The organism is Paenibacillus jilunlii, assembly GCF_900102965.1.
GTDB lineage: Bacteria > Bacillota > Bacilli > Paenibacillales > Paenibacillaceae > Paenibacillus_AQ > Paenibacillus_AQ jilunlii.
In genome coordinates, this window is the sequence record NZ_FNGM01000007.1 from 202,076 (window position 1) to 225,743 (window position 23,668).

At 51.4% G+C, this 23,668-nt stretch carries 20 protein-coding genes and 1 pseudogene; 7 read left to right on the forward strand and 14 right to left on the reverse strand.

Annotated features, from left to right (window positions below; all coding sequences use genetic code 11):
- Positions 1-69: 69 nt before the first annotated feature.
- From BLQ82_RS14450 to BLQ82_RS14465, 4 genes are all read right to left on the reverse strand, one after another.
- On the reverse strand, positions 70-657 hold the full coding sequence (locus BLQ82_RS14450; protein ID WP_062527464.1) for a PadR family transcriptional regulator: 588 nt from the start codon (positions 655-657) through the stop codon (positions 70-72).
- 9 nt (positions 658-666) lie between these two features.
- Positions 667-1,431 carry a 4Fe-4S binding protein gene (locus tag BLQ82_RS14455; RefSeq protein WP_062527462.1) on the reverse strand — a complete coding sequence of 255 codons (765 nt, stop codon included), beginning with the start codon at positions 1,429-1,431 and terminating at the stop codon, positions 667-669.
- Positions 1,432-1,741: 310 nt separating this feature from the next.
- Positions 1,742-3,136 carry an MATE family efflux transporter gene (locus tag BLQ82_RS14460; protein WP_244280786.1) on the reverse strand — a complete coding sequence of 465 codons (1,395 nt, stop codon included), beginning with the start codon at positions 3,134-3,136 and terminating at the stop codon, positions 1,742-1,744.
- Positions 3,137-3,797: 661 nt separating this feature from the next.
- Positions 3,798-5,411 (reverse strand): sensor domain-containing diguanylate cyclase, encoded by a 1,614-nt coding sequence (locus BLQ82_RS14465; protein ID WP_062527458.1) that lies wholly within the window; start codon positions 5,409-5,411, stop codon positions 3,798-3,800.
- Between the two features lie 145 nt (positions 5,412-5,556).
- On the opposite strand from BLQ82_RS14465, the pseudogene BLQ82_RS33200 reads away from it, so the two are divergent.
- Positions 5,557-5,688 (forward strand): annotated as a pseudogene (locus BLQ82_RS33200) (hypothetical protein); the annotation flags it as partial.
- 40 nt (positions 5,689-5,728) lie between these two features.
- Here the strand turns inward: BLQ82_RS33200 and BLQ82_RS32650 are convergent.
- The 9 genes from BLQ82_RS32650 to BLQ82_RS14515 all read right to left on the reverse strand — a co-directional run bounded on the left by BLQ82_RS32650 (position 5,729) and on the right by BLQ82_RS14515 (position 14,030).
- Positions 5,729-6,193: a hypothetical protein gene (locus tag BLQ82_RS32650; RefSeq protein ID WP_074648249.1), complete on the reverse strand. Its 465-nt coding sequence runs from the start codon at positions 6,191-6,193 to the stop codon at positions 5,729-5,731.
- A complete protein-coding gene (locus BLQ82_RS14480; RefSeq protein WP_244280787.1) occupies positions 6,193-6,669 on the reverse strand; it encodes a hypothetical protein in 477 nt (158 codons plus the stop codon). Before BLQ82_RS14480 ends, BLQ82_RS32650 begins: the two co-directional genes overlap by 1 nt.
- Positions 6,670-6,860: 191 nt before the next feature.
- Positions 6,861-7,466, reverse strand: coding sequence for a pentapeptide repeat-containing protein (locus BLQ82_RS14485; protein ID WP_062527456.1), 606 nt, complete (start codon positions 7,464-7,466; stop codon positions 6,861-6,863).
- Positions 7,467-7,559: 93 nt separating this feature from the next.
- A complete protein-coding gene (locus tag BLQ82_RS14490; protein WP_062527454.1) occupies positions 7,560-8,186 on the reverse strand; it encodes a DUF2812 domain-containing protein in 627 nt (208 codons plus the stop codon).
- The gene (locus BLQ82_RS14495) at positions 8,173-8,514 is read right to left on the reverse strand and encodes a PadR family transcriptional regulator (RefSeq protein WP_062527452.1); all 342 of its coding nucleotides are present in this window, start codon (positions 8,512-8,514) and stop codon (positions 8,173-8,175) included. Before BLQ82_RS14495 ends, BLQ82_RS14490 begins: the two co-directional genes overlap by 14 nt.
- A gap of 290 nt (positions 8,515-8,804) precedes the next feature.
- The gene (locus tag BLQ82_RS14500; protein WP_062527824.1) at positions 8,805-9,599 is read right to left on the reverse strand and encodes a Nif3-like dinuclear metal center hexameric protein; all 795 of its coding nucleotides are present in this window, start codon (positions 9,597-9,599) and stop codon (positions 8,805-8,807) included.
- A gap of 67 nt (positions 9,600-9,666) precedes the next feature.
- The gene (locus BLQ82_RS14505) at positions 9,667-11,250 is read right to left on the reverse strand and encodes a glycoside hydrolase family 43 protein (protein ID WP_062527450.1); all 1,584 of its coding nucleotides are present in this window, start codon (positions 11,248-11,250) and stop codon (positions 9,667-9,669) included.
- Entirely contained in the window at positions 11,250-13,202 is a 1,953-nt protein-coding gene (locus BLQ82_RS14510) for a YjhG/YagF family D-xylonate dehydratase (RefSeq protein WP_062527822.1), read from the reverse strand. The genes BLQ82_RS14505 and BLQ82_RS14510 overlap by 1 nt, the downstream gene beginning before the upstream one ends.
- A gap of 69 nt (positions 13,203-13,271) precedes the next feature.
- Complete coding sequence (locus tag BLQ82_RS14515) at positions 13,272-14,030, reverse strand: IclR family transcriptional regulator (protein ID WP_062527449.1); 759 nt, start codon at positions 14,028-14,030, stop codon at positions 13,272-13,274.
- Between the two features lie 194 nt (positions 14,031-14,224).
- Here BLQ82_RS14515 and BLQ82_RS14520 point away from each other — a divergent pair, with 194 nt between their 5' ends.
- Positions 14,225-15,139: a dihydrodipicolinate synthase family protein gene (locus BLQ82_RS14520; RefSeq protein ID WP_062527446.1), complete on the forward strand. Its 915-nt coding sequence runs from the start codon at positions 14,225-14,227 to the stop codon at positions 15,137-15,139.
- A gap of 763 nt (positions 15,140-15,902) precedes the next feature.
- On the opposite strand, the gene BLQ82_RS31995 is transcribed toward BLQ82_RS14520, so the two are convergent.
- Positions 15,903-16,079 carry a hypothetical protein gene (locus BLQ82_RS31995; RefSeq protein WP_157243856.1) on the reverse strand — a complete coding sequence of 59 codons (177 nt, stop codon included), beginning with the start codon at positions 16,077-16,079 and terminating at the stop codon, positions 15,903-15,905.
- Positions 16,080-16,216: 137 nt separating this feature from the next.
- Here BLQ82_RS31995 and BLQ82_RS14525 point away from each other — a divergent pair, with 137 nt between their 5' ends.
- The 5 genes from BLQ82_RS14525 to BLQ82_RS14545 all read left to right on the forward strand — a co-directional run bounded on the left by BLQ82_RS14525 (position 16,217) and on the right by BLQ82_RS14545 (position 23,386).
- Positions 16,217-18,007, forward strand: a complete 1,791-nt coding sequence (locus tag BLQ82_RS14525; RefSeq protein ID WP_062527444.1) for a sensor histidine kinase — start codon at positions 16,217-16,219, stop codon at positions 18,005-18,007.
- A complete protein-coding gene (locus BLQ82_RS14530; protein WP_062527443.1) occupies positions 18,000-19,559 on the forward strand; it encodes a response regulator in 1,560 nt (519 codons plus the stop codon). Before BLQ82_RS14525 ends, BLQ82_RS14530 begins: the two co-directional genes overlap by 8 nt.
- A 126-nt stretch (positions 19,560-19,685) precedes the next feature.
- On the forward strand, positions 19,686-20,642 hold the full coding sequence (locus tag BLQ82_RS14535) for an ABC transporter permease (RefSeq protein WP_062527441.1): 957 nt from the start codon (positions 19,686-19,688) through the stop codon (positions 20,640-20,642).
- A 10-nt stretch (positions 20,643-20,652) separates the two neighbouring features.
- On the forward strand, positions 20,653-21,555 hold the full coding sequence (locus BLQ82_RS14540) for a carbohydrate ABC transporter permease (RefSeq protein WP_062527440.1): 903 nt from the start codon (positions 20,653-20,655) through the stop codon (positions 21,553-21,555).
- A gap of 79 nt (positions 21,556-21,634) precedes the next feature.
- Positions 21,635-23,386 (forward strand): ABC transporter substrate-binding protein, encoded by a 1,752-nt coding sequence (locus tag BLQ82_RS14545; RefSeq protein WP_062527438.1) that lies wholly within the window; start codon positions 21,635-21,637, stop codon positions 23,384-23,386.
- Positions 23,387-23,668: the final 282 nt, after the last annotated feature.

Sequence of the window (23,668 nt, forward strand, 5' to 3'; positions counted from 1 at the left end):
AAAGTAACATAAAACCGTTTTCAGCACAATAGTTTTTCTTGTGAAGGCGGACGCTGCCGCTCTCCACTGTCAAACATCCCCGTTGCTTCTCTCCATGTTTGGTTCTGTGCCGGGTTTACCGGCCAATAGCGCCTTAGCCTCGTCCGCCCAGTCCAAATAGGCCTTGTAGACATGCTCCCCGAACAGGACAGTCAGATAAAAGTACAAATGATCCTTGTCGGTATGGAGAACACGCTCCAGATTGCCTTTGAACATCTGAATCAGCTGGAGATTCTGTATATGCCGTTCCTTGAAGTCTTCAATCCGCGCAAGATTGCTCTCATCCGGAACCAGACTTCCAAAAAAGAGCTTGAGCAGGATCTCATATTTCGTATACTCCTTCTGCTCGGGAAGCATTACCCACTCCTTCAGCAGCTCCCGCCCTTTGTCCGTGATGGAATAGATGTTTTTCTCGGGGCCTTTGGAGCCGGTGCCCTTATGTTTGACTACCAGCTCCTCGGCAACCAGCTTCGCCAGGGTGGGATAAATCTGCCCATAACCAACTTCCCAGAAACCGCTGATCATCACATCTATCTTTTTCTTAATATCATATCCGCTGAGGTCCTCATGGTTCAGCAGGCCTAATATGATGTAGACCGTAGTATTTTCCTTCGGCATAATCTTTCCTTAAGCTCCCTCCGTATAGTTGCTTTTGGCAGCAGATTGCTTCTGGCCGCCGAAGCCTACCCGAAGCACTTGCTTCGGACACACCGCCTCGCAGCTGCCGCACAGAATACATTCATTGCTGTTCATGTCCCTGTTCTGCACCATTTCATTAACCTTCAGGCTCATCGGGCAGGCTCTGTCGCATTTCTTGCAGCTGATGCAATCCTCGGTTCTGGCCTCCAGATGCAGTGAGGGGTAACCCAGCTTATTCTTGAGGGTATTGCCCAAGACCATGAACGGGGCCATCCAGCAGAGCGAATGGCAGAAGGACCGGCGCCCGAAAATCAGGGACACACTGACTATTAATAATACGACAGCAAAGTACGTAATGAAAGCCGGAGGGGCAGAAACTGAAATTCCGTGGTCGGTAAAATAAACCGGGTTGACGGCTTTGATCCCGCCAGCAGTCACAAATCCGGCCAGAATAGATAGAACCCACGGCAGCCAGATCAGGTATTTGATGATGTTCTGCCTTGATCCTGCCGGTTTATTCACAACCTGGCTGCAGGTATCCTGCAACCCCCCAGCCGGACACACCCAGCTGCAAAAAGCCCTCCCAAACCATAAAGAGGAGCCAAAAAGTGCGGCAAACAGCAAAAAGCTTCCGGTAGCAATACCGGCAAAACTGCCTTGGACAATCAGATAAGGCGAGAAATAGTTCAAGGTAACCGGAAACAGCAGCATTGACAGCAGAAGGAGAGTCTTTCGGAGCGTTTGCTTACGCATGCTTCATCACATTCCATTCTTTTTAGAATAAAGTCGTCCCTTACAGGGCAAGCAGTATATCATGATGATATAGAATATGGTATCAAGTTGATACAGAAGCTGTCAATGAGCTTTTTGCCATTCGATAGCCGGATTAAAGCTTGCCAAGTACTTTTTTTGTTGCTGTTGACTCGATTATTGAAAAGTTATGCTTTACTTTATCGCCAGCGGAGCAGTGCTGCCGCAGGTTACAGCCGCTCTTCATGTGAAATAGAAAGAGCCGGCATGCCTATTACAGCAGCCGGCTCTTTTCATCTATCTTGGCCTATTTTTAGATACCGGGCGCAGTTCCGGGTACTCTCTTGATCTCATCATCCTGATCCGGATTTTTCAACTTCCGGCTGAAGAGGATAAACAACACAAGCCCCATTGCACTCGTAATCACTTCAGTTACGGTCATGGACCAGATCACGCCATGCAGTCCGAAAAATTTATGCAAAAGAATAATTACGGGGATATACAGCACGCCCTGGGTAATGGACATGATCGCTGTCGGTATTCCCTGCCCTGTCGCCTGAAAGATGCTGGTGAACAAACCGGTGAACCCATTGAACAGCGCCGACACCAGCATGGCTCCGATGATATAAGCACCCATTTCCAGCACAGAAGGATCGTTCGAAAACCAGGAAATCACCGAATCTCTGAACACATATACCAGACCTACAAATAGTACAGCCATACTCCCGATATACAAAAAAGCATGTCTGATGCCCGATTTCAGTCTGGGTATATTTTTACTGGAATAGGTAAAGGCAAAGAGCGGAATCAGGCCCAGGAACATTCCCATGGACAGAAACTCCGGAATCTGCACAATTCTGAGCGCCACCCCGAACCCGGCGACCACACTTTCTCCATACTGGATGGAGTAGTTGTTGAGCAGCAGCGTAGTCACAATCATAAATGCGGCCAGCAGCAGCTCGGAGATGCCGATTTTGTAAATTTCCAGCTTATCCTTCAGCGATATTCTGTAGTACTTCAGGAAACCTCTTAAGTTATCGCTTTTCCGGTCCAGATAGTAGACATAATAGATTGCGGAGCCCAAATTCGCCAGACACATAGCCAGCGCCGCTCCAGCAACATGCCAGTCCAGAACCAGGATAAACAGCGGATCAAAAATCAGACTTAATGCCGTACTGACAAATATGCCGTACATCGATTCCTTGGAGGCCCCTTCCGAGCGCACCATCTGTTCCAGCGCAAAATTCAAGACAATGGCGAAGCCGCCCGCAAAAAGTGTCAGTGTATAGGTTTTGGTAAAATGGGCCGTTGCCGCATCTGCACCCAGCAGCTGAACGATGGGGTTAACCGCTAAAAACGCAATCAGGGCAATGACCAGCCCTGCCAGGATACTCGCGTAAAAGGTATACCCGGCGATCCGCTTGCCTTTCTCCGTCTCCTTCTGTCCCGCAAGCCGTGTGACAAAGGTTCCCCCTCCAACCCCCAGCACATTTCCGAAGGCCATCAGCACGGTAAAAATCGGCAGCCCCAGCGTAATAGCTGTCAGCATGCCCGTATTATGCAGCAGGCCGATAAAATAAGCATTAATAACATTGTAGACCGTGCCAACCGACATCCCGATCATCATCGGAATGGATAAATGGGCAATAGCCTTCTTCATCGGCGCGGATTCCAGGTAATATTGATTCGACATTTTTTTTGCCATCATAAGTCCTCCCCTTCTTTCTTGACCAACAATTAATTGGTGATGTTATTTCTTAGTTAGAATTCTAAGTAACACGGCAATCATAATAGATAGAAACCTAACTGTCAATACTCTAATTAAAACTCCGCAAAACAAAACTTCCTCCGGGCGCTCAACAACGGCATTTCTGCTAAACAAAAACAAAACGGCCGCACCATCCTTTATTGGATAGCGCTGCCGTTTTCGGTTGCGGGGTGCGGGTGAGTGCGGGTGCAGGTGCGGGTGAGTGCGGATACGGTTGCGGGGTGCGGGGTACGGGTGCAGATGCGGGTGCGGATACGGGTGCAGATACGGGTGCGGGTGTCTAGGCCTTCCTCTCAGAGTAGCTTGTGTTTTCTCCCGGTCCTTCCAGGCATCCTTGGACTCGGCGGCAAGCTGAAGTGGAAAAAGTGAACTTAAATCCTCTCCATCCCGTTTCTCCACAAGCATTAGTTGGAAAAAGGATAACTAATCTGACGGATTTACACCCTCTCAGGAGAATTCGTCTAAATTAGGTTTACTTTTTCCAACTATTCCTTCTACAGCAAGCTTTTTGGTCAATTTAAGTGGACAAATTCCCACTACTTCGTCTCATGCCTTAAAACCCGGGCAGCTTCCTTATCGCACCAATGTTCCACACAAGTGGTTATGCCGATGGGGCTGCCGGGTTGTCCTCAGCGACCATTGTTCTGTTTCTTCCGTTGCTCTTGGCACGGTACAGTGCCTGATCTGCCTTCTTCAGCAGTTCCGCCTGCTCTGAGGCATGCTGCGGATAGTGGGCGATGCCCTGCGAAACGGTAACTTGCGTTGGAATAGGCCCCTTCCTCTGCTCCAGCGCCCGGCGTACTCGTTCGGCCACATTGAAGGCTTCAGCCGGGCGGGTGCGGGCCAGCAGAATGACAAATTCTTCACCGCCAAAGCGGTGGCACACATCATCCGGGCGAAGCGAGGAGACGATCACTCCGGCCACATGCTTCAGCACCTCATCGCCGGTGACGTGGCCATAGGTATCGTTCACGAACTTGAACCGGTCCACATCCAGCACGATCAGTGAAAATGGAATCCCTGAGGCCATCCACTGGCTCAAGGTATATTCCAGCGACCTCCGGTTCTTCAGCCCGGTCAGCGTATCGGTCGCTGCTTCCTGTGTCAGTTGATCCGTCTGTTTCTGGATGTCCGCTACCGCCAGAAAGACTGCCTTGGTCAGCAAATCGGCCTCCCGGCTCCAATGCGGCTTGGCCGGCGGAAGCACTATTTTTTCCTTGCCCATCTTACTTACCAGATCGGCCAGATAGACAAACGGCCGGGCCAGCCTGTGGGCCACAAAGATCACCGCGCTTAGCAGTATTATGAACGGAATCAAAGAATAGGCGATAATGGTCTCAATATGCCTGGTCAGCTCCTGGCTTATTGGCCCCGTCGGAGAGACGACCACAATTCCCCAGCCGCTCTCTGGAACACTGGAGTATCCGGCGAGCAGTTCTTTTCCATTGAGGCTGCGGACCTGCTGTTCCCCGCTTTGCCCCTTCATCAGCTTCTGAACAACCCTGTTGCCGCTGATATCCTTCCCAAAGAGCCTCTTGTCCGGGTGATACAGCAAATGTCCGCCGGAATCCACAATATAATAATAGGAGCCAAGCTCATCCACGTTGTTATTCCCAAAAATCCTGGACAGAACGTTATCCTCCTGCAGGTAAATAGTACCGCCCAGTATACCAAGATATGTACCGTCATTGCTGAAGATCGGCTGGCTTAAGAAGACGATTAGTCTATTGGTGTTCTTTGTCATGTATGGAGCAGAAATATAAGGCTGTTTGAGCTCCAACGCTTTTTTAGCCGCTTCAGAACTGATATGTTTGCCGGGGGTCCCTATAGCAGACGGCTCCAGGTTGCGGACCACTCCATCCTTACTGATGACAATGATGGAATTAAAATAATTGCTGCTGTAACGCATCAACTCCAATTGATGGTTTACTTGTTCCGGTGCCATGGCCTCCACATTGGAGAGCATCTGCGCATTATGTGCCAGGCTGCCGCGTATGGATTGAAATAAGGAATCCATTGTTCTCGCCATGCGGTCAGCATTGGAGAAATTCAGATGGAGCGTTGTCTCCATCAATGATTGTTTTTTGGAGTCATATGAACCCACCATAATTATGGTTGAGGTTAACAGAACCACCAGCGTCACAAGGCCCGTAAAAAGCGATGTTAGACTGAGCTTTTTACGTCGACGCCGCCCGGGCTTTCTCTGTATATGCAAACTATTACCCTCCTTGATTCTGGAAAACGGCTTAGCTCCATAATACAACAAACAATAAGGTTATTCGACAAGAAATGAGCATCACTCCTCATTTCGCTCATAGTGGTTTGCCGCGTCCTTCCGATGGAAATAATCATACTGTAGAATGCGAATCAGATCATATGGAGCGGATATTGTGCAAAAAATCTCTGCCTATCAGTTATTTACCATAACTTTTATTTTTCAGCTCGGGACGACCATTATCTTTGGCTTTGGAGGTACGGCCGGCCGGGAGGCATGGATTGCCGAACTGATTTCCTGTTTTCTGGGGGTAATCATTATTCTAATCTATTACTTATCAGAAACAAGTAGATGGGGAAGGAGTAAGCTAACTGGTAGCCGTGTTTATAATGGAACACTCCAGCCTGTACGGCCAGCCATTCGGTTCCGGCAGACATCACCGCCCAGAAGAGAATATACACAACCGTCATGATCTCGAACATCCGCAACCGCTCATACCCGTAAATAAACAAGTATCCAAACGGCGCGTACATAAAATAAGAGAATAGATCAATCAACTCGTACGTTGAGTTGTCCCCCGCATCATATAGATCAAACGGCGGTGTCCCGATCGAATGGTCGAACACAACCCCAAAGGTAATGCCAATAAGCAGATTAAAGGTTGTCTGGGCGGGGGAAAACCGCCGGGGAAGCAACCAGACCGCCGCAAAAGCCAGTACAACGATCCCGATGACGAACCACTCATTCCCATTAAAATGATTGTCATAGACGATTATTTTCATCAGCGTATCCATCCTTCCTTAGACACCATTCGTTGAAAGAGACGCCCCATCAGCAAAGTATAGATCATTAAAGCTATGATCATCACCGCCTCCATAAAGAGGTTCCACCCCGTATAGATAAGCACGGAGTTCCACCTTAGCATCGCTCCAACGAACATCTGTACAAGAAAAGTATAGACCGATATTCCCCAGCGGGTGCTGGCTTTGGAGGCAGTCAGAAACACATTCGCAAAGGTAAGAAGGACGAAAGTAACGAAGACGTCATTTTCCAGGATCATAGATAGGTAGCGGGGGATACTACTTGTATTTATTTGGATCAGTTTTAGATTGTAAGTCAAAACCGTTAATTTGTTAGTCACAATAACTTCAATAACCATAACCAGAAGAAAGTTGGCGGCCAGTGGCAGCTTATTCGGCAGGCTGACCATCACTGCAATACAGAACCACGCGAGCAAGAGAAATATGACAACGACCAATGTAAAATGCCTCCCCCAGATTTGTTAAGATTTGACTTCTAATTTTCCCTATATGCATGTGGCTTATGCACGAAAATAACCCCACTATATCTTTTCTGGTATGTAAAAAAGAAGAGCGGAGCCCGTCATGGACTCCACTCTTCTATCGCCTTCTGATATGCTGCTCCCTAAGTCGTCCGGCTTCGCTGAACTCAATCTATCTTCGCTCCATAGGAGCGCAGGAACAGGACAGCCTGTTCCATATCCATCCGGACACCGGTAACATCCAGAGCTTTCAGATTCATCCCATCCAGCTTGGCGCCCCGCAGATCGGCCCCCTTCAGCATGGCTTTGCTCAGCGATACCCGTGTCAAGTCACAGTCCCGCAGATCAGCCTTTGTCAGATCACTCTCCGAAAGATCCGCTTCATGGAAACGGATCCCGCGCAAATCCTGCTTTCCGAGCTTGGCATGACGCAAATTCGTATAAGACCAGTCGCCCTGGCTTAGCGTAATGCCGTCAATCTGAGCGCCCGAGAAGTCCGATCCGGTCATTTTGCAGGAGATAAATTTGGTGACGAAGAGATTGGCACCGCTGAATTTACAATTTTCGAACGCGGATTCGGTATGGATAGATGCATTCAGGGCAGCGCCTTTAAAATCGCATTCCATGAAACGGCAATGGCTGGTATCGATTTCTTCCATAGAGGTATTCATGAACGTGCAGTTTCTAAACGTGCAATGGATAAGCTCCCCGTAACGTAAATCATGCCCGTCAAAACGGACATCCGTAAATTCCCGGTCGTTGTACTGATACATATGATTCCTCCGATGATAGAAAGTTCAACACATCATTAATTTTAACATATGGATGTCAAGTACATTTACCAGTTTGTGTCATTTTCTGAGTGATTATCGGATGAGGTTTCCCCCCTGCATTTTTTTATATTGCCGGTTCGCTTTGAAGAAGAAGAATAGATAAAGAATAATTACAGTGGGCAGGAGGTATATGCCCAATCCCCTAAAAAGTGCAAACGGTGTTTCAAACAGAAAGGCCCGCCAAAACGAACTGCCTGTCTTCTCCCATAATCCGGGTGTCAAATAGAAGGCTTCGGGATTCAGCAAAGCAGCCGGCTTAAAAGTGCCTGTAGTCCCCAGCACTACACAGATAGGAAAATAGGTCACGGAAATCGAGAGCCACATCTTGGACAGACGTTTATACCGCCCGGCTTTAGAATCGGCATCCGAAAAAATATCCTCACTCCCCTGGCCGCTCACCTTCCTGAAGTACTGATACCCCGAAGATTTCGAACCCTGGATATGCTTCCAGCCGCTGTCCTCAAAGAGGGCCCGGTAATCCTCGAAATCCGCTTTTCTGGTAAAAGGACGGTAATCCATTTTTATGCGGGTATCCTCTGGTTCAGCCTTTTGAAAATGGTAGCAGATAGACTTCCCCACAAATTCCCAGCCCTGTCTGGCCATATGATTCAGCCATTTCTCTTCTTGGTCAAAATTCAAAAAGCATTTAAATTTCCGCATTGCGTTCCCTCCCGTCTGGGTTCCAGATTCTCCGCGTCGTTTCGATCATATGACTCATCCGTTCGAAGTCGAGGCTTAGAACCGTTCTTCCTGCTTCCGTAATAACATAGACCTTGCGGCGGCTGCCGACACTGCCAACAGGTTCAATGAATCTCAGCTTAATCAGATTCTCTATCGCTCCATACAGCGTTCCCGCTGCCATTCGCACCTGCCCTCCGCTGAGCTCCTCAACCTTCTGAAGGATCAAATAGCCGTGGGCCGGCTCATGCAGAGCAAGCAGGATATAATATACCGTTTCCGTCAGCGGCAGATGTTTGTCTCTCCCCATACCTCTTCTCCTTTATTTGAAATGAATCCGGGTACTCCAAGTGCTCTCAATAATTCAGTAGAATTATTTAGCCGTGAATTACTTAGTTCAACTGTATAGTTAAACTATATACAACTTAACTGTATATTTCAACTGTATAATTATCTTTCCTGCGTTATAAGTGACCGAGAGGGCAATCTACAATATGAGCCTGACCGGCCATTTGCAAAAAAAACCCCCTTTTTCAGCAACAAAAAGCGGGGAGGATTAGACTCTCCCCGCTCTTTTTGCTTCCAAAGAGGTTTCGGTCATTATAGAACCCGGAACACCGGCTGGTCTGCAATAAAATGAACCGGCACCTCGGGAAACTGCGCGGACAACAGCCCGGCCAGATGTTTCATACCGGGTGCTTCGCTTTCTGCATGGCCCAGCATGATCAGAGCCTTATTCCGTCCCTGGCGGGCAGCGTCCCTGATGTACTCCGGTGTCTCCCATTCCGGTCCTTCCCCGGCTATGATAACATCCAGGGAATCTTGATCATACAAGGGGATTGCCGTGGAGCCGCCTCCTCTGTAGCCAACGAGTATCCCCGCTCTTGCACAGGAAGCGGCCAAATTCCCCGCAACCCGCACATAGGGAATTTGCAGCTGCAGCTTCAAATGCTCCGCGATTTCTTCAACCTTCATCTCAGGAAGGGCCAGAATGGAAACCGCCGGCCGGTGCTCGGTTACATATTCCTGCCAGCCCAGCTCCCGGAGAAGCCCGTCCATGATCCCATCCGGTGTGTAGCGGTGCAGATAATCATGGAAACGGTAAATCCCGAGGCCCGAGCCTGCGATCAGTTCAGCTTTTTGCTTATACACCGGGTCCTGCTCCAGCTCAGCCCCATGATGCTGGTGGCTGTAAAATACTCCTTCATGTGTGATAATCAGGTTCGCTCCAAGCGTTATAGCCTGCTCGATGACATATTGCGAAGCGGCGAAGGCAGTTACGATTCCTCGCACCTCTGTCTCCGGGTTCCCAGACTCCAGCTTGTCTACGGTCTGTTCCGGCCCGGCGGTTCCAGCCGTCAGGTGAGCGATGAGTTGTCCGAACGTGAGCATGATAATATCCTCCTTGTATGCACTGTTTGAATGGACTTGAATGCCTTTTCTATCGGGGCGAATGTACCTACTACAGGCACTCCTTATACTCAAAATAATCAAAATCCGCAGCATGAAAGGTGCCGCTGAGGTCCTGGGCACACATTCCGATAAAAGTCCCTGTAAACCTGATGTACGCCGGGAAGTCATCGGATAAATGATATATATCCAGGTCCGGGCCAATCTTCTCCCAGCTTGTATTGTGTACACTGTAATAAAACTGTGCGAATTCCCGCTGGATCACTACCTTTAGCCGGCAGCTTGAACCGGGCGCCAGAGGAATCTGAGCACATACAGAATCGTCGTATACACCGTCCACGGACCGCACTATCCCCAGACACTTGCCCAACACTTCATCATGGGTGATCCGCAAGTACTCATAATCCTTTGTGTCATAATAGACAATCAGCCCGGCCATCTGCTGAAAATGCTCCGGCTCGAACTCAAGCTCCGTTTCAGCACTGCAGCAAAAAGCCTGCTGGCGCAGGGCAACCAGACTCTGGCGGTGCAGGGAGCTCATTGATTCTCTTCCTCTCAGGCGCAGGAACCCTTGCCGTTCCTTCAGCGAGAGCCAGGATTCATCGGCAGGAACACGCAAGGTGCTCCAGCGCACATCCAGCTCCGGCGCGTCAAAATCATCCCTCTCCGCAGCTGCCGGAAAGGGATGGGCCGGAATATCCGGGCCTTCGACGGTAACGGAAGGCCGGTTTGTTCCATCCGCAAGGGCCAGCCATGCTTCCTCAGTAAACACGCAGCGCTGTATCGCCGTCTCCCGGCCCAAATTGCAGTATTTCTCCTTCACCGGACGGCCGCATAAGTGAACCATATACCACTCATCCGTATGCGTGTGGACCAGACAGCCATGCCCCGCCTTTTGCAGCTCCAGTCCGTTGTCGCCGGCAGAAGTCAACACCGGATTATGCGGACCGGTCTCATAAGGGCCTTCAATATTCTGTGACCGGGCGACCGTCACCGCATGGTTATACTGAGTGCCGCCTTCAGCCGTAATGAGGTAATACCAGCCGTCTTTCCGGTACAGATGCGGGCCTTCCGTCAACCCCAGTGCTGTTCCTTTATAGATAGGATACACCGGCCCGATCAGCCGTTTCAGCTCTGCCGAATACTCCTGCAGAACAATTCCGGCGAAGCTGTTCTTGTCCGTCCGGTGATCCCACAGCATATTGACCAGCCATTTACGCCCGTCCGGATCATGGAACAGGGACGGATCAAAACCGCTGCTGTTCAGATAGACCGGCTCTGACCAGGGGCCTTCGATATTCCGGGCGGTGACCAGATAATTGGGAGTATCCTTGAATGCCCCCTGTCTGCTTTTTACGTCGGTATATATCAGATAAAAGATTCCATTGTCGTAGCTGAGACACGGCGCCCACACTCCGCCGGAGTCCAGATCCCCTTCCATATCGAGCTGTGATTTGCGTGTAAGCGCATGCGTGAGCAGCCGCCAATGGACAAGATCACGGGAATGATGGATGCGGACTCCGGGAAACCATTCAAAAGTAGATGTAGCAATATAATAATCTTCTCCTGCCCTGCAGATGGACGGGTCCGGATGAAAGCCGCGGAGAATTGGATTCTGAATCAGATTTCTGCTCATTATTTCCACCCCAATGCTTGCCGGCCCGCTTCGAGCGCGGCAATGATTTTATCGGTATCATAGACACAGCCTTGCCAGGTTCCGCCGCTTACGGCCTGCAATGCTGCCCACAGTCTGGTATCATCCGGCAATCCCGGATCAACAGCCAGGAACGGGTGAGCGGTCCGGGCGGCCAGAATGTTCGCCCCTTCTTCAGGTGAGCCGGGTTGTCCGCCGTCTCCAACCAGATTTACACTTCCTTCAAGCTTGACCGTATCGACAGTAACCTCCACCCAGTCACCATCCTGGAGCCTGCCAAGCGGCCCTCCCGCCAGCGCTTCCGGACCGATATGCCCGATGCAGGCCCCCGTGGACACACCGGAGAAACGGGCGTCGGTAATGAGCGTAACATACTTGCCAAAGGGCAGATGCTTCAGCGCGGATGTCAGTTGATACGTCTCTTCCATTCCGGTTCCACTGGGGCCGCGCCCGATGATCGCAAGAATATCTCCCGCCTGGATAAGTCCGTCCTTAATGCTTCGGATCGCGTCCTTTTCTGCAGTAAAAACCTTAACTCTTCCCACATGCCGGTAGACCCCTTCACTGTCCAGGACCGAAGGATCTATGGCTGCCGATTTGATGACCGAGCCTTCCGGAGCCAGATTGCCGGTAGGGAAGGTCATGGTGGAGGCAAGCCCCTGCCGCTTTGCCTCCCGGGGACTCATAATAACGGTATCGGGATCGATGCCATCCGCCTCTCTCAAGCGGCTTCGCATATCCTGCCGTCTCTGCGAGGATTCCCACCAGTCCAGGTTTTCCCCCAGCGTTCTTCCCGTTACCGTCAGCACTGAATCGTCAATCAGTCCCAACCGGCGCAGATGCAGCATCACTTCAGGAACGCCTCCGGCAAGAAACACGCGGATTGTCGGGTGCGGAACAGGCCCGTTCGGCAGCACACTAACCAGGCGCGGTACCTTGCGGTTCACTTCATTCCAGTCCTGCACGCTTGGAATGCGCAGGCCGGCGGCATGGGCAATGGCAGGCAAATGGAGCAGCAGATTCGTGGACCCTCCAAACGCCGCATGAACTACCATTGCATTCGTGATTGCCTGGCTGGTCAGGATATCCTTCATGACCATTCCGCTATGCTCCATATGCAGAAGCGCGCGGGCAGATTGACGGCCCATATTCTTCCATACCGATTGTCCCGAAGGAGCCAGAGCGGAATGGGGAACCGACATGCCAAGCGCCTCGGCAACCACCTGGGCCGTCGCGGCGGTCCCCAGGAATTGGCACCCGCCGCCGGGAGTTGCGCAAGCCCGGCATCCGAGGTCCGCCGCATCTTCCAGAGACAGCTCGCCATTGCTGAATCTGGCCCCGATGCTCTGTACTTTACCGGCATCCTCCCCGTGAACCGGGGGCAGAGAGACTCCACCCGGCACAATAATCCCCGGCAGCTCCCGCATGCCTGCCAGGGCCACCATCATTGCAGGCAGCCCTTTATCACAGGTGGCTACACCGAGCACCCCTTTACGCGTAGGCAAAGAACGGATTAACCGGCGCAGCACCATGGCAGCATCGTTCCGGTACGGCAGGGAATCGAACATGCCTGCAGTTCCCTGGGAGCGGCCGTCGCAGGGATCGCTGACATAGCCTGCAAACGGGATTCCCTGCTGTGCCGTAATTTCCTGCGCGACTTCCTCCATCATCAGCCCAATCTCCCAGTGGCCGGTATGGTAGCCAAGGGCAAGCGGACTGCCGTCCTCGCGCCGTATTCCACCCATGGTACCCAGGATGAGATATTGCGGCCTATTCAGGAGCAGCGGATTCCAGCCCATTCCCGAATTCTGGGTCATTCCAAAGATTTCACCGCTCGGGGCACTCCGCAGCATCTCACCTGTAATAGGCAGCCTGCCTGCCGGGCCTGCGGCAGCAGTATGTACAGAAGCTGAACCTCCGGGGTCTTCCCGCATAATCTCTTGCAAGCTTATTTCCACTCTGAACCCTTCTCTCTTCGGATATTTTGAGGTAGCAGCAGATGATTAAGTCAAGGACAGCTTCTTCCCAAGCCGGATTACTTCTTGAAGCGCCGTTTCCTGCTTATCAAGGTAGGCATGCCGCAGCATGGAAGTACTTACTGCCGCAACCGCATTCCCCGAAGCATCAAGGACCGGTGCTGCCGCACAGCAGATTCCCTGAATAATCTCTTCCTGATCCACTGAATATCCGCTGCTGCGGATTTCCGCCAATGCTGCGGTGAATTCATTCCAGTCTGTTATCGTATGTGCAGTTACCGGAGTTAAATTTCTGTCCGGGTACCTCCGGTCCAGCTCATCCGGCGGGAGCAGCGCAAGCATCATCTTTCCCATTGCAGTCGCATGAGCCGGAAACCGCATCCCCGGACTGGACTCCAGCTTCACCAGCGATGGCCCTTCCAGCTTGGCCAGATAAATAATTTCACTCCGGTCCAGCACCGATAGCTGAAAGGTTTCGCCAACGGCCTTAATACTCTCTGCAGCAGTCTGGAGAAAATGTTCCACCAGATTGTAGTTCTGCTTGTGCGACTCATTGAACACCGTATTGAGATAAGCTACCCCTGCTCCAAGCGCATAGGCTTCCTTTTCATCCTTCTTCACCCAGTTCAAGGCTTCCATCGTCCGCAGCAGGGAGAACATCGAGCTTTTATTGATGCCTGTCTCATCACACAGATCGGTCATTTTACATTCCCCCGGCTTCCGGGAAATTGCCGTCAGAATCAAATCGGCCCGTTCCAAAGCCGGAACCCAGTATCTACGGTCCAATCCCTCCATCCCCTTTCTTAAAAATAGCTATTGAGATTAAAAACAACGTTTGAGATTAAAAACAACGTTTGAGTTTAAAGACAACGTTTGATCAACCCCCTCAGAGTTTGAGACTAAAACAGTGTTTGATAAACTCCTATGAGTTCAATATAATAATCATATGTTTATAATATCAAACCGGGAGGCAAAAACAAATGAATATTATTCATACGAATGCAGGCATTATCCCCCCAGTTCCCACCATACTGAATGAGCAGCAGAAATTCGACCGTGACGGAATGCAGCTTTTAATCGACAGCCTGATACACAAAGGCGTTCATGGCCTGTTCTTCCTGGGAACCGCCGGTGAGTTCAACCAGTTCGACGCGGGGGAACGGGAGGAAATTGCAGAGTTCTGCATTGATTATACAGACGGGCGCCTCCCGGTCTGGATTGGCACGGGGAGCAATACGACCTCCGAAGCGCTCCGCCTCACCCGGCATGCTGCCCGCAGCGGGGCCACCGGTGTTGTCATCATCAACCCTTACTACTGCAAGCTAAGCGAGGAAAGCCTGTTCACGCATTATGCCGCTATTGCCGAAGCATCAGAACTCCCTCTGATGCTGTATAATTTCCCGGCGCTTACCGGCCAGGATTTGAGTCCCGCCTTTGTTAGACGCCTTGCGGCGCGCTACTCCCAGGTGGTTGGCATCAAGGAAACGGTGGACCAGCTAAGCCATATCCGCCAGATGATTTTGCAGGTCCAAGAAGTAAACCCGGCGTTCGCAGTGTTCTGCGGCTTTGATGAATATTTGCTGCCAACCCTTGCCGCAGGCGGAACCGGGGCCATCGCAGCCAGTGCCAATTTTGCTCCTCAGCTGATGCTGGGCTTATACAGCAGCTTTCAGCAAAATCAATTCACAGAGGTGCTTGAATATCACCGGAAGCTGATTCAAATTCCGCCGCTATATGCGCTGGATGATCCCTTCATCCCCGCCATCAAGGAAGCGGTCCGTCTGGCCGGTCTTCCGGTTCCTACGTTCAGCCATGCTCCGGCAACCCCCTGGAACGAAGAGAAGGAGCGGCAACTGAAACAAATATTCACCAACGCGGGGATTCCCTTTGCATAATGGAACCGTTCTCAGAAGAAAACGGCTACTCCGTCCATTACCGGGACAGTATAGCCGTTTTTATCTACGGTCCAGGTTGTCTGGGGACCCCGGAGTCCGCCATTAGGGGTGAAACACTCCTCCTCCCTTCGCGCGCTTTAGACACACATTGTTGTATAACGTGCAACACCCCCTCCACTTTCGCGTGGTTTGGGCACACTTTGTTGTACAAGGCCGTACCGGTCCTCCCTCGTTCGATCGGCGGCAAGCCCAAGTGGAAAAAGTGAATCTGATTTGTCCCATCCTGCTTCCCCACCAGCGCTAGTTGGAAAAAGGATACCTATTTCGGCCGATTTGCCCTCTTACAGGTAAAATCAACTAAATTAACTCTACTTTTTCCCACTATTTCCTGCTGCTGAACACTTTTGAGCCGATTTAAGTGGACGAATTCCACTCCGCTCCGCCCTCCTTCAATCGTCTTCCTCTCTCCAAGTCCCTCCAGCATAGAAGACGCCAAAAGTTCAGCACACAATACCCAATGTTACTTATTCTGGAGGTTGATTAACAGTGGAGCTATCGTGAGCGGAATTCTTGTACAATGTGCATGACTTCCTCCCACTTCGCGCGCTTTTGGCACACTTTGTTGTACAACGTGCAACACTTCCAACCTTTCGCCCACTTTGGGCACACATTCTTGTACAACGTGCAGCACTTTCTCCCCTTTCGCGCACTTTGGGCACACTTTCTTGTACAATCCCTCACGAACAGGCACCACTACAGAGATTTATGCAATAATCAGTTGATTTGCGTCATACCGCTCATCGGCATCGGCCAGGAGGTTATAGCTTCTTTTTCCATTGCCAGCATGACCGGTCTGCGATCCGGGCTGCGTATTCCCGGCATAGCCCGCAAGCGCCAATTCTTGATTCGCGTTATCCGGATGCAGGCGCTTCCCGTACATTTTGCAGGACTCTGCTTTATTAAAAGAATACGTTTAAGGACAATAAATGCATAAATGATTGCATATATTAGCTTCGCGATTAACGGTATACTCTCGTGTAAGCGTTATCAATAAAAAGAATGGAGGCGATTCTTTTCATGTATGCTCGGATCATAACCTCGATGAACAACCTGCGCCTGCGGACCAAACTCTTTCTGTCCTTCGGCTGTGTCGCCCTGATACCGGTGCTTATTGTGGGAGTGTTCCTGACGAGTGAGCTGCGGAATATGGCGATGGACAATGCCCTGAAGCAGATTACGTCCAATGTGGACCGGGTGAAAAAAAGGACCGGCGAAATGCTGGATGTTCCACTCGACATTGCTTACCGGCTGTCCAATGACAGCCGTCTGGAGGAGGCCGCCAACCACCGTTACATATCGGTCTATGATGTGGTGCAAGCCTACTGGAATTACCCCGATTTCCGCGAATTTGTCCGGCTGTACAGAGAAATCTCCAGCATCCGCCTTTATATTGACAACCCGACGGTTCTGGACAACTGGGAGTTCCTGCAGGCAGACGAAACGGTCACACAGGAGTCATGGTACCGGACCGCAATGGCCCAGAAGGGGCTGGTCTGCTGGAACTATATCCGCGACAACCGTGATGGCCGGTATTACCTCAGCCTGATCCGCAAAGTCAATTTTTTTAAGCAGCGGACTTCGGGTGTGCTGGTTGTGAACGTGAATACGAACAGACTGAATGGCATCTTGAACCAGGAGTCCTTTGAAACTCTGATTGTAGATGAGAACGACAACATTGTGGCTTCCAACCGCACGGAACTCCTCGGCCAAACCCTGAATGACATGAACTTCAAGGCTGAATCCGCTGCAGGAAAGGGGCCTTATGATGTATCGATTGACGGGAAACCCTTCAAAATGCTGATTGATGACTGGCAACCGGGAGGAAGTTCGAACAGCCTGCGCATCATCTCCATCTTTTCCGTGGACAGCATTGTCAAGGAGCCGAACCGGATTATTATGCTGGCATCTGCTGTCATCCTCTCCGCATTGATTATGGCAATTCTGCTGATCTACTATTTCTCGCGGCTGCTCACCGGACGGATGCTCCAGCTAAGCAAGCATATCTCCAAGGTCGGTTCCGGCAATCTGGGGGCCACGCTTGTCATTGACGGTAAAGATGAAATCGGCCAGCTGGCCAGACAGTTCAATCATATGGTACGGAACATCAATGATCTGATGAGTGAAGTTCAGGAATCCAACCGGCAAAAAAACGCGATCCTGCTGAAGCAGAACGAGATCAAATTCAAAATGATGGCCAGCCAGATCAACCCCCACTTTCTCTTCAATGCCCTGGAATCCATCCGGATGAAGGCCCATGTCAGGGGCCAGGCTGATATTTCTCAAGTCGTGCGGCTGCTCGGTAAAATGATGCGCAAAAATCTGGAGGTCGGCAACCGGAGAATCAGCCTGCAAAGCGAGCTGGAGACGGTGGGCTGCTACCTGGTTATCCAGAAATTCCGCTATGATGACCGGCTCGCTTATGAGCTGCATGTAGATCCCAAGGCGAATTTTGTTCAGATCCCTCCGCTGATTATTCAGCCGCTGGTGGAGAACTCCGTGGTCCACGGGCTGGAGAACCGGATTGACGGCGGTATGGTCCGGGTGGATATCCGTACCGAAGACGGACTGCTCAAGGTTCAGGTCTCTGACAATGGAGCGGGCATCTCCAAAGCACGGATGCAGGAAATCCGCCAAATGCTGGAGAGCAAGGATGACTATGAAAGCAATAATATCGGAATGCGCAATATTCATCTGCGGCTGAGGCTGACCTATGGCCCGGAATGCGGGCTTACACTGGCAAGCCAAGAGGGCTTCGGCACGCAGATCAGCTTTGAAATCCCCTTAAGGAGTGATGATTCTAATGTATAGTGTGCTGATTGTGGATGATGAACTGGCCATCCGGGAGGGGCTTGCAGCCCTGCTGGACTGGGAGAGCCTAGGCTATGTGGTCGTTGATACCGCAGCGAACGCCATAGAAGCGAAGCATAAATTTGAGCTGCATTCCCCGGACCTGATGATTATCGATATCCGCATGCCCGGCAGAGACGGGCTGGAGCTGATTGAGGAGCTGCGGGAAGGCGATCCGGAGATGCATATCATCATCCTCAGCGGGTATGCGGATTTCAGCTATGCGAAACGTGCGATGTCTATGGGGATCGGCAATTACCTGCTGAAGCCGGTGGACGAAGATGAACTGCACCTGTACCTGTCCAATCTGTCTACAGAGCTTGCAGCGCGCGCCGCCCACCGGAAGAAGCATGCCGCCGTCAAAATATGGAGCCGGGAAATGCTGGTCCAATCCCTGCTGCTGGATAACAGCCCGCAGGCTCCAGCGGCAATGGAGGCAGCGGCGCTGGAGTCCGGACTGCTCTGGGATTCCTATCAGGTGGTTCTGATCCGGCTGCTGCTTCAGGACAACGCGGACAACGGACCGTCAACGGCTGTCAAGACCAGGCTTGCGGCCAGCTTTGAAGAACAGGAATGGGGGGTTGTCTTCTCTCTGGACTCTTATCTGGGCGTGTTGCTGCAGCCTTCGTTTCAGAAGGAGCTGGTGCGCCGGCTGATGGTCCAGAATATCCAGGAAGCCGTGACCGCCCAAGGGATGGAATGCATCATCACCGCAGGGGATATGGTGGACTCATTGGAGGAGCTTCCTGCTTCCAAAGAGTCCGCGCTGACGCGGATGAAGGAGCATTTCTTCTACGATGAGCCGGGGATGATCGGACCGGATTCCCTCAAGCTGAAGACCGGACTGCCGCTCAAGCCGGAGGAAGTGGAATCGGGCCTTACGGCTGTGACAGAACGGCTGTATTTTGCCATGGATATCGGCAGCATCAACATTCTGTCTTCGCTGATTCAGGAAGCTGGAGAACTGATGATTGCCGCCGGTTATTCTGAAATGGCCGTAAAATCCCGTTATGTCCGCCTGGCCGCCTACCTGATCAACAAGCTGTCGCTTCAGCACAGTGAGCTGGATCTGCTGCACAGCAGAATGGATGAACAGACCGAGCAAATTTACAAGCATACCTCCCTGCCGAAGCTGCAAACCCATATCAACCATCTCCTGGCGCAGTATGCAGGCGGAATTGAGCGCGACGATACGGAGGTGCTAATAAAGCGGATGCTCGACCTCATTCACCGCCATTACCCTGAGAATCTGAAGCTGGAAACGCTGGCGGATGTGTTCACTTACAGCAGCGCCTATCTCGGCAAGCTGTTCAAGACCAGCACGGGCCTCTCCTTCAACAGCTATCTGGACAATATCCGCATCGGAAAAGCCAAGGAGCTGCTGGACCAGGGCTGTAAAATTCATCAGGCCGCAAGCGAGGTCGGCTTCAGCGATGTGGATTATTTCCGGGAAAAGTTCAAGAAGATTGAAGGCCTCTCCCCTTCCGATTACCGCAGAAAAAATTCTGTATAGCAGGCCGCATTTTCAGAAAGCGCTTGCGAAAAAAGCTGATTTTTCCCTGTTTTTTAGCTCAAATCTTCGGGTGTTTCCTGCCTTCCCTGTGGATTATGATAAGGCCATATCGAAGGAGGGACCTAAATGAAAGCGATTACCGTCAAAGTGAAGCCGGAGCCGAAGAAGCCTGCCTCACGTTTTTGGCCGACGTTCCTGCAGCAGAAATATCTCTACATGATGGCTCTCCCGTTTGTGCTCTGGGCCTTTGTTTTCAACTATCTGCCTTTGTGGGGATGGACCATGGCCTTTCAGAAATACAAGCCGGGCAAATCTTTTTTCGAGCAGAAGTGGGTGGGCCTGCAGTACTTCAGGGAGCTGTTCCAGGATGAGCAGTTCTTCAATGCGCTGCGCAACACACTCGCGATGAGCCTCATGGGCCTGCTGGCCGGATTCATTATTCCCATTGTATTCGCCGTCCTTCTGAATGAATTGCGGCTGGTGTTTCTGAAACGTTTTGTCCAGACCGTCTCTTATCTGCCCCACTTCGTGTCCTGGGTGGTTGCGGCCGGGATTATTACCAAGATGCTCTCTACCGACAACGGTGCGGTGAACGATCTGCTGATGAGTCTGCACCTGATTAGCGAACCCATACAATTCATGGCCAAAGGCAATCTGTTCTGGGGCATAGTCACCGCCTCGGATGTCTGGAAGGAAACGGGCTGGAACACGATCATCTATCTGGCTGCGATCTCCGGTATCGGTCCGGAGCTCTATGAAGCCGCAAGAGTGGATGGGGCCAGCCGGCTCCAGCAGGTGCGCAATATTACACTGCCGGGTATCCGGACTACGGTTATTATCCTCCTGATTATGTCGATCGGGCATTTAATCAGCATCGGATTCGAGAAGCAGTTCCTGCTCGGGAACAACCTGGTACGCGACTATTCGCAGACGCTTGACCTGTATGCACTGAATTACGGGCTGGGGCTGGGGCGTTTCTCCTTCGGGACAGCCATTAACATTTTCAACTCGGTGGTAAGCGTGATTCTGCTGTTCGTCGCCAACGGCATTTTCAAAAAAATAACGAAGGAAAGCATCATATAGGAGGCCCTTTATGCTGAGTAAAAAACTGGCCGCCGCATCCTGGTCGGACCGTATCTTCGATTTGGTAGTCTATGCTGCGATTACTGTGGTGACCATTGCCACGTTGTATCCATTTCTGAATGTGCTGGCGATTTCCTTTAACGACTCCACGGACAGCATCAAAGGCGGAATTACAGTCTATCCGCGTGTGTTCACCGTCAAGAACTATGAAACAATCTTTGCTTATTCCGGGCTGATGACCGGACTGAAGATTTCCATCCTGCGCACAATCATCGGCACAATACTAGGGCTGGTCAGCGCCTCCATGCTCGCTTTTACCTTAAGCCGGGTGGACTTTCAGGCCCGCAGGTTCGTCTCCACCTTCCTGGCGCTGACCATGTATGTCTCGGGCGGACTGATTCCGGTCTACATTCTGATTAAAAACCTGCATATGATGGGCACCTTCGGTGTCTATGTCCTTCCCGGTCTTGTCAGCGCCTTCAATGTATTCGTCATCCGCTCCTTCATCGACGGCCTGCCCTACGCCCTGCAGGAATCCGCCAAGCTGGACGGAGCCAATGACTTCACGATTTACTGGCGGGTGATTCTCCCGCTGACCAAACCGGCGCTGGCAACGATTGCGCTGTTCCTGGCCGTCGGCCAGTGGAATGCCTGGTTCGACACCTATCTCTACAACGGCTCCAAGGACGGGCTGACCACCCTGCAGTTTGAGCTGATGAAGGTCATCCAGAGCACAACAACCAATGCGGATAATTTCCGCGGCCGCAATATGACCGAGGTGATGGCGCAAATCTCCCCGGAATCGGTCAAAATGGCGATCACCATCGTGGTCACGGTGCCCATTCTGGTTGTCTATCCTTTTTTGCAGCGTTACTTCGTCAAGGGCATGACGCTGGGTTCGGTAAAAAGCTAGGCTGCTTCCGGTATCGCCAGGCATTGCCTGTGTATACAACAATACATTTTTTGACCAGAAAAAGGGAGGGTTTCTATTCATGACAAGCAATACAGCGAAACCGTACGTGCTGCTGATGGTCTTGACCTTGCTCCTCAGTGTGCTGGCAGGCTGCAGCGGTTCAAACAATACCAAGAATACGGCGGAGAATGCCGCTGCGACTAAAGCTGCGGGTGAAAGCAATGCCAGTGCAACCGCAGAGGCTACGGCGGAAAACGAAGATTTGAGTCCGCTGACACTTTCCTTCTTCGCGGAAGACCCGAATCCGAACTGGAATAATATGAAGGATGATATCAGTAAAGTCATTACGGAAAAAACAGGTGTCACGCTGGATGCGGAATTTGCCGTGGGCGACCCGCAGCAAAAAATCGCCCTGATCGCAGCCGGCGGCGAATATCCCGACATCATCTCCGCCAAAGCGGATATCGGCAAGCTGGTCGACGCCGGAGCAGTGATTGATCTGACTGAGCTAATCGATAAATACGCTCCTAACATCAAGCGGGTGCTCGGCGACAATCTTGCCCGGGCCAAATACACCAACGAGGACCAGTCCATCTATGCCATCCCGACCTGGGCTGCGGTCGATGAGAAGAAATTCGTAGCCGGCGGCGGGTTCGAGCTGCAGCACCGTGTGGTGAAGGAAGCCGGATATCCGGAAATCCGCACGGTTGCCGATTACGAGAATGTGATCAAAGCCTACCTGGAGAAACATCCCACCGATGAGAACGGCAACAAAAATATCGGGCTCTCCCTGAACGCTGATGACTGGCATATGTACATTTCCGTCACCAACCCGGCCGTGGCGACCACTGGCGGCTCGGATGACGGGGAATATTACATCGATCAGGAGACCCATGAAGCCATGTACCACTTCCGCCGCCCGGAGGAGAAGGAATATTTCCGCTGGCTGAACCACATGAATGACATCGGCCTGCTCGATAAGGAGAGCTTTGTGCAGAAGTATGACCAATACAAAGCCAAAGTCGCTACCGGACGGGTGCTTGGCCTAATTGACCAGGACTGGGACTACAATGATGCCCAGCAGGCACTTAAAACGGCAGGCAAATTTGACCAGACCTACGGCCACTATCCGGTCACGCTGACGAAAGAATATAAGGAAACCAGCTTCTGGCCTACCGGCTTCATGGGCGGCTACGGCATCTCGATCTCCAGCACCAACCCGGACCCGGTCCGTACGATCAAGTTCCTGGACTACCTCGCTTCCGACGAAGGCCAGATTCTGAACAACTGGGGCATTGAAGGCAAGCATTATACGGTGGAAAACGGCAAACGGGTCGTTATTAAGGAAGTTCAGGACCGCATCAACAATGACAATACGGCATTTACCAAAGAATCCGGACTCGGCTTCTATTGGAACATGATGGTCCATTACGGCGACGGTGCCAAGGACTCAACCGGCAACTATTACACCAGAAACTTCCCGGAACAGCTGGTGCTTGGCTACAGCGATGTCGAAAAGGAAACCCTGGCCGCCTATAAAGCCACCACCTGGAAGGATCTGTTCCCGAAGGAAGAGGAATTCAAGGAAAAAGCCTATGGAGCGGCCTGGAACATCGCCATTCCCGGCGAGGATGAAGTGTCCATTCTGGGCAATAAAATGAGGGATATCACGTGGAAACGGATTCCCCAGGCCATCCTGGCGAAACCGGCGGATTTTGATAAAATCTGGGATGCCTACATGGCGGACCTGGAAAAAGCCGGCGTGGAGAAAATGGAGAAGGGCTACACCAAATATGTTCAGGACCGCGTGGCTTTGTGGAGCAGCAAGTAAGGGGTAAGATTCACTTCCCCCAAAACATATAAATTCTTATCTTTTAACAAAAACGGCTGTGCCGTCCTCCACGGGGCTGCACAGCCGTCTTGGTTCTAGCGTTACCTAGAGAACGGCTCCCCGTGAATCCTACGGCAACTTCAGCTCATTTCGCCATTGGACAAGAAAAGTGGCCTAATTAGGTTTACTTTTTCCACTTAAATCTCAGGATTTCTTGATTTCCGGAAAAATAAGTTCCCTTCTTCCAACTAGCACCTGCGAAGAAACCGGTTTGTAATTTAT

Coding starts and splice junctions, on each gene's coding strand:
- BLQ82_RS14505 (WP_062527450.1), bottom strand. CDS start 11,250: ATGAGCAGAAATCTGATTCAGAATCCAATTCTCCGCGGCTTTCATCCG.
- BLQ82_RS32650 (WP_074648249.1), bottom strand. CDS start 6,193: ATGAAAATAATCGTCTATGACAATCATTTTAATGGGAATGAGTGGTTC.
- BLQ82_RS14510 (WP_062527822.1), bottom strand. CDS start 13,202: ATGCGGGAAGACCCCGGAGGTTCAGCTTCTGTACATACTGCTGCCGCA.
- BLQ82_RS14520 (WP_062527446.1), top strand. CDS start 14,225: ATGAATATTATTCATACGAATGCAGGCATTATCCCCCCAGTTCCCACC.
- BLQ82_RS14530 (WP_062527443.1), top strand. CDS start 18,000: ATGTATAGTGTGCTGATTGTGGATGATGAACTGGCCATCCGGGAGGGG.
- BLQ82_RS14460 (WP_244280786.1), bottom strand. CDS start 3,136: ATGATGGCAAAAAAAATGTCGAATCAATATTACCTGGAATCCGCGCCG.
- BLQ82_RS14540 (WP_062527440.1), top strand. CDS start 20,653: ATGCTGAGTAAAAAACTGGCCGCCGCATCCTGGTCGGACCGTATCTTC.
- BLQ82_RS14525 (WP_062527444.1), top strand. CDS start 16,217: ATGTATGCTCGGATCATAACCTCGATGAACAACCTGCGCCTGCGGACC.
- BLQ82_RS14455 (WP_062527462.1), bottom strand. CDS start 1,431: ATGCGTAAGCAAACGCTCCGAAAGACTCTCCTTCTGCTGTCAATGCTG.
- BLQ82_RS31995 (WP_157243856.1), bottom strand. CDS start 16,079: ATGTACGGGAAGCGCCTGCATCCGGATAACGCGAATCAAGAATTGGCG.
- BLQ82_RS14485 (WP_062527456.1), bottom strand. CDS start 7,466: ATGTATCAGTACAACGACCGGGAATTTACGGATGTCCGTTTTGACGGG.
- BLQ82_RS14495 (WP_062527452.1), bottom strand. CDS start 8,514: ATGGGGAGAGACAAACATCTGCCGCTGACGGAAACGGTATATTATATC.
- BLQ82_RS14535 (WP_062527441.1), top strand. CDS start 19,686: ATGAAAGCGATTACCGTCAAAGTGAAGCCGGAGCCGAAGAAGCCTGCC.
- BLQ82_RS14450 (WP_062527464.1), bottom strand. CDS start 657: ATGCCGAAGGAAAATACTACGGTCTACATCATATTAGGCCTGCTGAAC.
- BLQ82_RS14545 (WP_062527438.1), top strand. CDS start 21,635: ATGACAAGCAATACAGCGAAACCGTACGTGCTGCTGATGGTCTTGACC.
- BLQ82_RS14490 (WP_062527454.1), bottom strand. CDS start 8,186: ATGCGGAAATTTAAATGCTTTTTGAATTTTGACCAAGAAGAGAAATGG.